Raw genomic sequence first — 10893 nt, forward strand, 5'->3', positions numbered from 1 at the left:
GGGTTACTTGAAGGGAAAAGTGCGCTGGGGGGGCGGGGGGGTGGTTGTGAGGGGGTAGCGTGGGCCGGAAGCGGCCCCCGTGTGGTGGGGCCGGCGAGGCAAAGGAGCACCATGTCCGTCGTCGTCATCAACGCCCTGAACGTCCCCGAGGGGGCCGGCACCGAGCTGGAGGCCCGCTTCGCCGCGCGCAAGCACGCCGTCGACAACGCCCCCGGCTTCGAGGGCTTCAAGCTGCTGCGCCCCACGGCCGGTGAGTCGCGCTACTTCGTCTACACGCAGTGGGCCACGCGGGAGGACTACGAGAACTGGCGGGACCACCGCGCCGCGCGCGACCACTCAGGCCAGGCGCCCGTCGCCTCGGGCGCGGAGCTGCTCGAGTTCGAAGTCGTCGAGCTCGGCTGATCCGCGCGACGGCCAGGAGCACGACGCCGGGGCCCGGCTCCCGTGGTCAGCTGTCCCGCAGCGGATGTGCTTCGAGCTCGGCCTGAAGCTCGTCGCGGCTCGTACCGAAGGCCTCGAGGGCATCGTCTAGATCGGTGCGGTGCCCGTTGTCCGTAGCCTGACGGAGCTTGATCAGGGTGGTGTCCCAAGGGTCCTGCCGATCGTGTCGGGGGTTGCCGGAATCCGTCGTCATGGAGCCATCATCCCTACGCAGCGGGCTTGAAGCCAAGGGGCCGCCCTCGGGTGTGGAGCCTACGAGGACTCCTGCTCGAACCAGGCCCGGCCGTGGCGGTATCGGACGGCCCAGCCGTCGAAGCCGGCAGGGCGCAGGTCGATCCGGTCCAGCACTCCGTCCTGCGGGCGGAGGACGGCGGGCACGCGGTCCCGGTACTCGTCCTCGCCGAGGAACTCCGCCTCCTCCGTGGACGCCGTCACGGCCTCCACGCCGCTCGGCGTCCGCGCCACGGGGATCCCGGCGAAGAGCTCCCCGGCGAACGCGAAGACGTACGGTCCCGTGCCGCCCGCGTCCCGCGGAACGGGCGGCGTGGCCTCCCCGTCCCAGAGCCACGGCTGCTCCGCGATCCGGCGGAACGCGTCCGGCCGCAGCGCGTTGACCACGTCGATCCCGTGCTCGGGGCAATACGGGGCGGCGGGGACCAGCTCGTCGAACAGCTCCGCGTCGTCCGGCCATCGCTCGAGCTCCGCGGCACACGAGCAATCGGGGCCGCCCTCACAGGGGACCATGCCCGTCTCCCGGCTCGGGTCGAGCACCACCGGGCCGCCCGGCGCGAACGGCAGCTGGCACACCATGCCCGTTGCGCCGCCGACGACCACCTGGCGGGCAAGGCACCCGGCCCACCAGATCACGGCGAGCAGCCCGGCACCGAGGCCCACGGCGAGCGCCACGTCCGAGAAGGTCGTCTCGCCGAGCTCGGCCTCGGTCAGCCCCAGCTCGCCGGGCAGGATCCACCGCGCCGCCGCGAAGCCGGCCGCGGAACCGGCGGTGAACAACAGCGCCGTCTTCAGCCCACGCCGCCGGGCCAGCGACAGGCTGGCCCGGGCGCGAGGGCCGACCTCCACGGATTCGGACGTCGCGCCCGCGACGAGGAGGGTGCGGACGGCGGCGCCCCGGCGTCGGACTCCGAGCAGCTGGCACCCGGCCCAGCCGGCCGCGACGGCCGCGCCCGCCAGCCAGACCAGGGCCACGCCGGGCTTGCCCTCGAGGTGGAAGACTGCTGCGGCGTAGGCCAGGACGGGCGGCGCGGCGGCCGGGGCGCGCCCCCCAGGGTCCAGGCGCCGAAGCAGAAGGCGAGCACCAGGTACAGCCCCGCCTGCTCGTACGCCTCCCGCACGGTCCACGGGCCTTCCCACGTGGGCCCGTCGAGCTGCTCCCAGCCGCGGTCGGCGACGAACGCCGCGGCGATCGTGAGCGCGGCGATGGCCGTCGCGACGATCCATTGCCGGGCCGCCGCCCGCTTCCCGCGCACCTTTCACGCCTCGGGCGCGCTTTTGCTCCGCGCGGACGCCGCTGACCAGGGCGTTTCGGATTGCTTGAAGGTAAAAGTGCGCTGGGGAAGGTGGGGGTGGTCAGGCCCAGGGGAGGACGACGACGTTGCCCGTCTTGCGGCCGGAATCCACCAGGGCGTGGGCTTCCGGGAGCGCGTCGAGGCCGCCGATCACGCGGGTGAACGGGTCGAGCGCGCCGCGGGCGGCGAGGTCCAGCAGGTACGCGACCAGCTCGGGGGAGTCGCTCGCGATCCCGGCGACGACCCGCCCGCGCGCCGTGATGGTGGTCAGCAGGTCGGCGGCGGCGAGCACCACGGTGCCGCGCTCGCCGGCGAGCCGCTTGCCGAGCGCGGCGGAGACGTTGCCGACCGCGTCGAGGACCAGGTCGAAGGGGCCGGTCAGCGATTCGACGGGCGTACGCGTGTAGTCCACGGCCTCGTCCGCGCCCAGCCGGGCCAGGAGCTCCTGGTTGGCGGGCCCCGCGACGGCCGTGACGTGCGCGCCGAAGTGCTTCGCGAGCTGCACCGCCGAGGAGCCCACGGCCCCGGAGGCCCCGTTGACCAGCACCCTCGCACCCGGCGCGAGGCGGGCCTTGTCGCGCAGGAAGTGCAGCGCCGTCGTCCCCCCGAAGAGCAGTCCCGCGGCGTCCGCGTGGCCGAGCTGCGCCGGCTTGGGCACGAGGATGCGGGCGGGGACGACGGCGAACTGGGCGTGGGTGCCGAGCCGTCCGTTCATCCCGGCGACCTGATCGCCCGGCGCGTGGCCCTCGACTCCGTCGCCCAGTTCCTCGACGGTCCCGGAGAACGCCATGCCGAGGACCTTGCGGCGCGGGCCGCGCAGGCCGATCGCCAGGCGGGCCGGGAGGCCGAAGCCGCGCGGGAAGCGGCCGCCGCGCATGCGCGAGTCCCCGGCGGTGACGGCCGAGGCCTCGACGCGGACGAGGACCTCGCCGGGACCCGGTATGGGGCGCGGGACCTCGGTGACGTCGAGCGACTCCGGCGGGCCGTAGCGGTGCGCGATCGCTGCCTTCATGAACTTCCCCTTACACTCGTAAGCCTGTGGGATCGAGCGTAGGCTTACGGCTGTAAGAAGACAAGGGGTGGGACGTGAACGCGAGGGAACCATTGAGCCGCGAGCGCGTCGTCGAGGCCGCCGTGGCCGTCGCCGACCGCGGCGGGCTGGCCGCGGCGAGCATGCGCGGCGTCGCGGCGGAGCTCGGCGTGGAGGCGATGTCGCTCTACCACCACGTGGCCGGCAAGGAGGCCCTGCTGGACGCGCTCGTGGATTGGGTCTTCGCACGGATCGAACTGCCCGGGGAGCGCGATCCGTGGCGGCCCGCGATGGCCGCACGCGCCGCCTCCGCGCGCTCGGTCCTGGCCGCGCACCCGTGGGCGCTGGGCCTGATCGAGTCCCGCCGCGTGCCCGGACCGGCGCTGCTCGCCCACCACAACGCGGTCCTCGGCAACCTGCGCGCCAACGGCTTCCCCGTCCGGCTCGCCGCCCACGCGTTCTCCGCGTTGGACTCGTACGTCTACGGGTTCGTGCTGACCGAACTGAACCTGCCGTTCGACGCCGCGGGGGACGGCGCGAACGGGGAGGCGGGGGACGGCGGGGGCGGGGGAGCCGGTCGGGAGGCGGCAGCGGGCCGGGCGGCGGGCGCGGGAGCCGGTGGGAGCGGAGACGCCGGCCGGGAGACTGGAGGAGCGGCCGCGGACTTCGCCGAGGGCCTCCTCGACGCCCTCGCGCCGTATCCGCACCTGCTCGAGATGGTCGGCGGGGTGGTCTCGCGGCGGGACTACGCCTACGCGGACGAGTTCGCGCCCGGGCTCGAGCTGATCCTGGACTCGCTCGAGCGCCGGCTGGAAGGCTGAGCCTGCGAGTGCCTGCCGTGCGCGGGCCGCGGAACCGGAGTGCGTCACGTTGGCGCAATGTGTGCCCCGCATCACGGCCGCGCGCCTACGCTGGACGGCAACGGTCGACGACGTCGCGGCCACCCACCCCAACCGCCACCGCACCGGAGGTCCCTTCCCCATGCCCGCAGCAGAGAACACCGTTCCGTCCCATGACGTCCTCGTGGTCGGCGAGGCCCTGGTCGACGTCGTCCTGCAGGACGGCGGCACGCGGGAGCACCCCGGCGGCTCGCCGGCGAACGTCGCCTACGGGCTGGCCCGCCTCGGCCTGGACACGACGCTCCTGACGGCCCTGGGCGAGGACGCGCACGGGGCGCTGATCCGGGAGCACCTGTCCGGGGCCGGCGTCGGGCTCGCCCCCGTCGAGGCTCCGCTCGAGCGCACGGCCAGTGCGACGGCGGTGCTCGCCCCGGACGGCTCCGCCGAGTACGAGTTCGACATCCGTTGGGAGCCGGCACCCGTCCTGCCGCTGCCCGCGGCCCGGGCCATCCACACCGGCTCGATCGCCGCGTTCCTGGCGCCCGGCGCGGCCACGGTGCGCTCGATCCTCGAGGGAGCGCCGGCCGGCACGGTGATCACCTACGACCCGAACATCCGTCCCGCGCTGCTCGGCACGCACGCCGAGGCGCTCGCGGCGTTCGAGGAGCTCGCCCCGCTCGCGCACGTGGTCAAGCTCAGCGACGAGGACGCCGCCTGGCTCTACCCCGGTCGCGGGCTCGACGACGTCGCGGCCAGGATCGTCGAGCTCGGCGCGCGCCTCGGCGTCGTCACCCTCGGGGCCGGCGGCTCGCTGCTGCGCAGCGCGGACCGGGAGCTGCGGGTCCCCGCGGTCGCCTCGCAGGTCGTGGACACCATCGGCGCCGGCGACTCCTACATGGCGGCGCTCATCGCGGGCGTCCTGGAAACGGGGACGGAGGAGCTCGGGGTGGCAGAACTGGCGCGGCTCGGCTCGCTCGCCGCGGCGGCAGCGGCCCTGACCGTGCGCCGGGCCGGGGCGAACCCGCCCACGCGCACCGAGCTCGACGGGCTGCTCGCCGGCGAAGGCTGAGGCCGGTTCACGGGCTCCCGGGTCCGCGTGGCCCGGCGGCGTCCGGGTGCGCATGCACCGAGATGGCCGGGGGAGCCTCCGTTCCCACTTCCGTGAACCCGCGGCCCGAGCGGGTCACCGCGAGCCCGGTGGAGGCCGGCCCCAAGTAGTAGGCGACGAACCCCGTGTCCGCGTCGTGCGCCGCCTCCGCCGGCAGCCGCAGCGGGCCTTCGCGCAGCGGAACCTCCCACACGGCAAGGCCGACCATCAGGCGCGCGGCGGAACGTCCTGCCACGCGCGCCCAGTACCCGAAGGCCAGGGCGGTGAAGAGGACGGCGAAGACGGCGCCTGCGCCCGGGTGGTGGCCCCTGAAGTCCAACCTCGGGAAGCGCCTCTGATACATCGGTTCCGGGTCCGAGACGACCTCGAAGTCCGCGATGAGGAAAAGGATGATTGCGGCCGCGGTGGTGCCGACGGCAAGGAGGACGCCCTTGCGGGCAGTCCGCAGGACGTAGGAGTCGACCCCGGCCCCGACCTCCGGGACGATTCCCCCGTCCGGCGTGTCCCGGGCGAGCGACGCCGCGGCCAGGGTGCCGCGGACGGACCGGCGGAGGCAGACGGCGGCCCACGCCAGGGACAGCACGGCGCCCGCAGCGGCAACGTAGGCGCCGCCGGATCCGTCGATCCCATAGGGGACCGCGAGCGCGGCGAGCACCGGCGGCGTCGCGATCGATGCGTGCCGGCCGAGGCCGACCCAGAAGAGGCCGACGAACACATAGGAGGCCCACGGGGGTCCGATGAGAAAGCCGCCGACGAAGTACTCGACGGCGGGGCCCCCGCCCTCGTCCGGCAGGAGGCGCTCGATGAGCAGCAGGCCGCCGACCGTCGCGCCGGTGATCAGCCCGGCGACGAGCGCCTGGAGCGCCGGGGACACGTCGAGGGGAAGGTCCCGCCAGCGGGCGGGATCGGGGCGGATCAGGCGGAGGCTGCGGGTCATGGTGTCCTTGGCTTCGGAGGCGTCACCGGCAGTCTAGGACGGCTTCGCCCACCGATCTCGCGCGGGGAGCGAGGCTGTGGATAGCGGGGTGCGCGGAGGACCCGCCGCGGCGCCGTCGTCCGCTTCCCCCTCCGTCGTCCGCTTCCCCCCCCGTGGAAGACGGGCGCCTAGGCCGGCGGCACGACGTACCGCTCGGTGAACCGCCCGTCGTGATCCAGCAGGTGGCCCAGCCGCTTGGGCGTGCGCAGGACGATCTGCCGCCTGATCTTGACCCCCGTCTGGGAAAGCGAGTCGATCTTCGCCTCGAGGGCGTGCAGGACGCCCAGGCTGCGCAGCCACACGTCGAAGGTGAGGTTGGCCGGGCCCGCGGACGTGCCCACGTAGCGGACCTCGGGCTGCGCCGTCAGCGCGGCGGCGACCGCGGTGAGCTGGCGGGGCGGGACCTCGACGAAGTACCAGATGTGCACGGGCCACCCCGACCAGGCATTGACGACGTCCGTCCTCAACCTGAACTCGTCGCCGTGCAGCACCACGGCGATCCCGTCGTGGACCTTCTGCTCGCTCACGCCCAGGGTGCGGGCCAGCACGGAGGCCGGCACACGGGCATCTCGCCCGAGTTCCGCCATGAGGGCGCTGCGGAAGGCGGGATCCAGGTTCCTCGAGGCCCGGGCCCGCGGCGGACGGGGGCCGCTGATCCGGCCCGCCTCCTCCGGCTCGAGCGCCCTGAGGTTCCACCGGTCCCCGGTCTTGAGGATCGAGGTGGCGACGTGCGCCCGTACGTCCCGCACGCCGGGCAGTGACGGCACGGTCTCCAGGAGCATGGCGGCCAGCGCGGACGGGTGGGGCGCGTTGAGGGTCGCGACCAGGCACGTCCCCGAGGACGTGGCATCCAGCGTCATGGCCGTCGGCAGCTCCGCGAGGGTGTCCGTGACGTCGGCGAGCGCGCCGGGCTCGACGTCGATCTCCGCGAACGCCGTATGGCTCCGGGTGTTGATCCAGGTGGGGTGCCCGGTGGTCCTGACGAGGCCGGCCTCGTAGAGCCGCGCGAACCGTTGCGCGAGCGCCGAGGGGCTGGTGGACAACGCACGGGAGAGCTCGCTCCACGGCGCGCGCGGAGAAATCTGGAGTGCGTGAATCAGCCGGGCATCGTCGTCTGAGATCGAGTTTCCATTCATCTGGAAGCCAACTTTCCCAGATTCAGCCAGATTTACGCAACGGAAACCGGATATGTCCAAGATCACAAGACAGCCCGTCCCGCCCCGGGAACGGGTTCCTACGATCCCCAAGGAGCCTCCATGGAGGACACCGTTCCGACCTTGGCCCAAACCGTCAACCACCCGCTGCTCTGGCTCGGCGCCGTCCTGGTGCTGATCGTCATCCTGGTCCAGAGCGTCGTCTACCTCCGGGCGGCCAAGGCCGCCGCGACGTCCGTGGGCATGCCGTCCGCCGACGTGCGCACGGCCTTCCGCGCCGGCGGCGTCTCCGCCATCGGCCCGTCGATCGCCGTCTGCCTCGTCGCCCTCGCCCTGCTTCCCCTGTTCGGCAACCCCAGCACCATCACCCGGATCGGCCTCATCGGCTCGGCCGCCTACGAGACCATCGCGGCGAACCTCGCCCTCGGCACCATGGGCTCCGGGCTCGGCCAACCGGGCGTGGACGGCAACATGCTCGTGACGATGCTCCTGGCCCTCGCGATCGGCGGCAGCGGCTGGATGGTGGTCACGCTCATCATGACCCCCATCATGAAGCGCGGCATGGCCGCCGGCACCACCACCAAGACCGCCCGCAAGCGCTCAGCGCGCTGGGCGCTCCTGCCCGTCGCCGCCCTCATCGGCGCGTTCTTCACCATGGGCCTGAAGGAGGTCGCGGCCAGCTTCAACGGCGCCCTCGTCTTCGGCACCTCCGCCCTCCTCATGCTGGTCCTGACGCTCGTGGCCAAGCGCCTGGACAAGCCGATGCTGCTCGAGTTCGCACTCGGCGCGTCCATGATCGGCGCCCTCGCCGTCGGCTACCTCGTCTCCTGAATCCGTGAGAGGACCCACCATGTCTGAAACCCCCGCGCCCGCCGCCACGCCAGCCACCACCGCGCCCGCCACCGCCGGCGCCACCACGAACCCCCTCGCCGGCTTCGACCGCACCACGTCCGTCTGGGGCCCGGTCACGATGACGGCCGGCATGGCCGCGATGCTGATCGGCCCGGTCCTGATGGTCGTCTTCGGAGGCTACGAGGTCAGCCTGGGGACCCTCGTCGCGGCCGTCGTCGCGATCGCCCTCGTCATGGGCGTCATCTGGGTCATCGAGCCGATCTCCTACTTCCCGATCCTCGGGGCCGGCGCCATGTACCAGGCCTTCCTCATCGGCAATATCTCCACCAAGCTGCTCCCGGCCGCCGTCACGGCCCAGGCCAGCATCAAGGCCAAGCCGGGCACGCCCCAGGCCCAGATCGCCGCGACCCTGGCCATCTGCTCCGCCGCGTTCATCCACGTCGCCGCGCTCGTCCTGGTCATCGCGGTCTTCGGCCAGTGGCTCCTGACCATCGTCCCCGCGGACCTGCTCGCCGCCGTGACCCGGTTCGTGGTCCCGGCCGTCCTCGGCGCGTTCCTGATGCAGAACATCATCGGCAACTGGAAGCAGCCCAAGGTGCTCCTCGCGGGCCTGGCCGTCGGCGTCCTGGTGATCTACGGCGTCGTACCCCTGATCCCGGTGCTGGCCCCGGCGGCGCCCCTGTTCGGCGTCGTCCTGACCGTCGCCGTCGTGATGCTGACGTTCAAGGCGAAGCCCGCCGACGCGGACCGCGCCTAGCCACCGCCCGCACCCCGCCACCGCCGCGCCGTCACGCGCGGACCCCACCCTTCGAAAGGAACACCATGACCCTCAACGAGACCGCCCCGGCCCCGGCCGGCGCCCTGGACGCAACCCACGTGGAGGCCCTCGCGGAACGCGTGGCCGCAGCCGCCCCCGAGTTCACCGCGATGGCGGACGCGATCTGGGACGATCCGGAGATGCGCTGGGAGGAGTTCCGCGCCCAGGAGAAGCACCAGGCGGCGGCCCGGGCCCACGGGTTCACGGTCACCGAGCGGGTCGGCGGGATCCCGACGGCGTTCAGCGCCGAACGGGGGAGCGGCGGGCCCGTCATCGCGTTCCTCGGCGAATACGATGCGCTCGCCGACATCAGCCAGGAGTCCGGCAACGCGGAGCGCACGCCGGACCCGGCCAACGCCTCCGGCAACGGGCACGGCTGCCACCACCACCTGCTCGGCTCCGGGGCGCTCATGGCCGCCGTCGTCACGGCCGAGTACTTCGAGGCGGCCGGGATCGAGGCCCGGGTCCGCTACTACGGCTGCCCGGCGGAGGAGGCGGCCGCGGGCAAGACCTTCATGGTGAAGTCGGGGGCGTTCGCCGACGTCGACGCGGCCGTGACGTGGCACCCGACGCCCCTGACGCGCAGCCGGCAGTCGCTCACGCTGTCCTACTCGCAGGTCTACTTCCACTTCACGGGCCTGGCCGCCCACGCCGGCGCGATGCCGCACCTCGGCCGGTCCGCACTGGACGCGGTGGAGCTGATGAACGTGGGCGTGAACTTCCTGCGCGAGCACATGCCCGACTCGGCGCGCGTCCACTACGCGATCACCGATGCGGGCGGCCGGTCCCCGAACGTGGTCCAGGCCCATGCCAGCGTCTACTACGTCATCCGCGCCGAGGACACCCGGCAGATGCGCGAGCTCCACGAGCGGGTCGTGAGGATCGCCCGCGGCGCGGCCCTGATGACGGAGACGGAGCTGGAAATCGAGTTCGACGGCGCGTGCGCCGAGGTGCTGCCGAACGAGGTCCTCGAGCGCACGCTGGAGGGCGTGCTGCGGCAGATCGGCCCCGTGCCGTTCGACGCGGAGGACCAGCAGACCGCCGCCCGGTTCGCGGCGGGCCTCGACGCGCGGGAGATCTCGGGGGCGAAGCGCCTCGTCGGCTGGCAGGTGACCGACGGGCGGGCCCTGCATGATGGGATCGCGCCGTTCCTTCCGGAGCAGCCGCGGCCCCAGATGACCGGGTCCACGGACGTCGGCGACGTGAGCTGGGTGGTCCCGACCGTTCAGATCTCCTCGGCGACCGCGGCGCTCGGGACGCCCTTCCACGCGTGGCAGACGGTGGCGCAGGGCAAGCTCCCGGCCGCGCATAAGGGCATGCTCCACGCGGCGACGTCGATGGCGGCGACGGCCGCGGCCATCGTCCTGGATCCCGGAGTGCTGGCGGCGGCGCAGCAGGAGCACCGGGACGTCCTCGCGGTGACGCCCTACCTCGAGCCGATCCCCGACGGCGTCGTCGCACCGCCGCTGCGCGCCGGGGCCCGGTCCGCGGGGTCCGGGTCCGTCTCGTAGGGGAGCGGCGCCGCCGGCTCGCTCCTGCCGGTCGGGCCCGCCGATTCGCGTTCGCAGGGCCCAACCGCTAGCCTTTCTAGTCAACTACGGCCGCGTGACCCGGGGCACAGTCCGGGGCGGCCGGTGGCGGAGGAGGGGAGGATCATGCACCACGGAATTCTGGACGAGGCGCTCGAGGTCCTCAGCGGGACCGATCCCGAGGACGCGTCGGCGGAGGCCCGCGGGCGCCGCGCGCACGCGCGGGTGCTGGCGATGATCGAGATGGCGCGCCAGGCGGAGGCGTCGCAGCGCGAGCAGCGCATCGCCAACCTGCTGCTGCTGGCGCAGCTGGACAAGAAGGACGCCGGCCCCGCGCTCAAGGAGGCGCGGCGGCTGATGGCGGAGGACGACGCCGGACGGGCGCCCGGGATTCGCCGCGTCGCCTGAGCGGGTGCCCGCCCGGGGGGCTTGTGTGCGTGTTCGCCCCCGCACTGGGCGCCGGCGCCGGCCAGTACGGGTATCCCGTCAAGAACGGGAAGTAAGCGGTCGGCGGATTGCCGAGGGCGCAGATTACCCGTCGTTGACCTGCCGATGATGATGTCGTGGCCGTGGGGCACCCCCCTCCCCCTGGCGGGGGACCGCCCTTCCGGGGGACCAGGG

At 73.4% G+C, this 10893-nt stretch carries 12 protein-coding genes; 7 read left to right on the forward strand and 5 right to left on the reverse strand.

Annotated features, from left to right (window positions below; all coding sequences use genetic code 11):
* Positions 1-111 precede the first annotated feature (111 nt).
* On the forward strand, positions 112-402 hold the full coding sequence (locus ACQ3I4_RS12950) for an antibiotic biosynthesis monooxygenase family protein (protein WP_430633684.1): 291 nt from the start codon (positions 112-114) through the stop codon (positions 400-402).
* Positions 403-448: 46 nt separating this feature from the next.
* On the opposite strand, the gene ACQ3I4_RS12955 is transcribed toward ACQ3I4_RS12950, so the two are convergent.
* From ACQ3I4_RS12955 to ACQ3I4_RS12965, 3 genes are all read right to left on the reverse strand, one after another.
* Entirely contained in the window at positions 449-634 is a 186-nt protein-coding gene (locus ACQ3I4_RS12955) for a hypothetical protein (protein WP_430633685.1), read from the reverse strand.
* Positions 635-693: 59 nt separating this feature from the next.
* Positions 694-1647: a hypothetical protein gene (locus ACQ3I4_RS12960; RefSeq protein ID WP_430633686.1), complete on the reverse strand. Its 954-nt coding sequence runs from the start codon at positions 1645-1647 to the stop codon at positions 694-696.
* A 381-nt stretch (positions 1648-2028) separates the two neighbouring features.
* Entirely contained in the window at positions 2029-2979 is a 951-nt protein-coding gene (locus ACQ3I4_RS12965; protein WP_430633687.1) for an NAD(P)-dependent alcohol dehydrogenase, read from the reverse strand.
* A 74-nt stretch (positions 2980-3053) separates the two neighbouring features.
* Between ACQ3I4_RS12965 and ACQ3I4_RS12970 the strand changes: the two genes are divergently transcribed.
* Together ACQ3I4_RS12970 and ACQ3I4_RS12975 are read left to right on the forward strand one after the other, a co-directional pair.
* Positions 3054-3818 (forward strand): TetR/AcrR family transcriptional regulator, encoded by a 765-nt coding sequence (locus tag ACQ3I4_RS12970; RefSeq protein ID WP_430633688.1) that lies wholly within the window; start codon positions 3054-3056, stop codon positions 3816-3818.
* A 160-nt stretch (positions 3819-3978) separates the two neighbouring features.
* Entirely contained in the window at positions 3979-4905 is a 927-nt protein-coding gene (locus tag ACQ3I4_RS12975; RefSeq protein WP_430633689.1) for a carbohydrate kinase family protein, read from the forward strand.
* 7 nt (positions 4906-4912) lie between these two features.
* On the opposite strand, the gene ACQ3I4_RS12980 is transcribed toward ACQ3I4_RS12975, so the two are convergent.
* Positions 4913-5881, reverse strand: a complete 969-nt coding sequence (locus tag ACQ3I4_RS12980) for a hypothetical protein (RefSeq protein WP_430633690.1) — start codon at positions 5879-5881, stop codon at positions 4913-4915.
* Between the two features lie 167 nt (positions 5882-6048).
* Positions 6049-7056 carry an AsnC family transcriptional regulator gene (locus tag ACQ3I4_RS12985; RefSeq protein WP_430633691.1) on the reverse strand — a complete coding sequence of 336 codons (1008 nt, stop codon included), beginning with the start codon at positions 7054-7056 and terminating at the stop codon, positions 6049-6051.
* A gap of 120 nt (positions 7057-7176) precedes the next feature.
* Here ACQ3I4_RS12985 and ACQ3I4_RS12990 point away from each other — a divergent pair, with 120 nt between their 5' ends.
* The 4 genes from ACQ3I4_RS12990 (at position 7177) to ACQ3I4_RS13005 (ending at position 10680) form a co-directional block, all read left to right on the forward strand.
* Positions 7177-7905 (forward strand): DUF5058 family protein, encoded by a 729-nt coding sequence (locus tag ACQ3I4_RS12990; RefSeq protein ID WP_329863430.1) that lies wholly within the window; start codon positions 7177-7179, stop codon positions 7903-7905.
* Between the two features lie 19 nt (positions 7906-7924).
* Complete coding sequence (locus ACQ3I4_RS12995) at positions 7925-8683, forward strand: hypothetical protein (protein WP_430633692.1); 759 nt, start codon at positions 7925-7927, stop codon at positions 8681-8683.
* A 65-nt stretch (positions 8684-8748) separates the two neighbouring features.
* On the forward strand, positions 8749-10254 hold the full coding sequence (locus ACQ3I4_RS13000) for an amidohydrolase (RefSeq protein WP_430633693.1): 1506 nt from the start codon (positions 8749-8751) through the stop codon (positions 10252-10254).
* A gap of 144 nt (positions 10255-10398) precedes the next feature.
* Positions 10399-10680 carry a hypothetical protein gene (locus ACQ3I4_RS13005; protein WP_329863435.1) on the forward strand — a complete coding sequence of 94 codons (282 nt, stop codon included), beginning with the start codon at positions 10399-10401 and terminating at the stop codon, positions 10678-10680.
* Positions 10681-10893 lie beyond the last annotated feature (213 nt).

This window comes from Zafaria sp. Z1313 (assembly GCF_050563205.1).
GTDB lineage: Bacteria > Actinomycetota > Actinomycetes > Actinomycetales > Micrococcaceae > JAZDCJ01.

Excerpts from the sequence above, each read along its gene's own strand:
- ACQ3I4_RS12950 (WP_430633684.1), top strand. The coding sequence starts at position 112 with ATGTCCGTCGTCGTCATCAACGCCCTGAACGTCCCCGAGGGGGCCGGC.
- ACQ3I4_RS12955 (WP_430633685.1), bottom strand. The coding sequence starts at position 634 with ATGACGACGGATTCCGGCAACCCCCGACACGATCGGCAGGACCCTTGG.
- ACQ3I4_RS12965 (WP_430633687.1), bottom strand. The coding sequence starts at position 2,979 with ATGAAGGCAGCGATCGCGCACCGCTACGGCCCGCCGGAGTCGCTCGAC.
- ACQ3I4_RS12975 (WP_430633689.1), top strand. The coding sequence starts at position 3,979 with ATGCCCGCAGCAGAGAACACCGTTCCGTCCCATGACGTCCTCGTGGTC.
- ACQ3I4_RS12980 (WP_430633690.1), bottom strand. The coding sequence starts at position 5,881 with ATGACCCGCAGCCTCCGCCTGATCCGCCCCGATCCCGCCCGCTGGCGG.
- ACQ3I4_RS12985 (WP_430633691.1), bottom strand. The coding sequence starts at position 7,056 with ATGAATGGAAACTCGATCTCAGACGACGATGCCCGGCTGATTCACGCA.
- ACQ3I4_RS12990 (WP_329863430.1), top strand. The coding sequence starts at position 7,177 with ATGGAGGACACCGTTCCGACCTTGGCCCAAACCGTCAACCACCCGCTG.
- ACQ3I4_RS12995 (WP_430633692.1), top strand. The coding sequence starts at position 7,925 with ATGTCTGAAACCCCCGCGCCCGCCGCCACGCCAGCCACCACCGCGCCC.
- ACQ3I4_RS13000 (WP_430633693.1), top strand. The coding sequence starts at position 8,749 with ATGACCCTCAACGAGACCGCCCCGGCCCCGGCCGGCGCCCTGGACGCA.
- ACQ3I4_RS13005 (WP_329863435.1), top strand. The coding sequence starts at position 10,399 with ATGCACCACGGAATTCTGGACGAGGCGCTCGAGGTCCTCAGCGGGACC.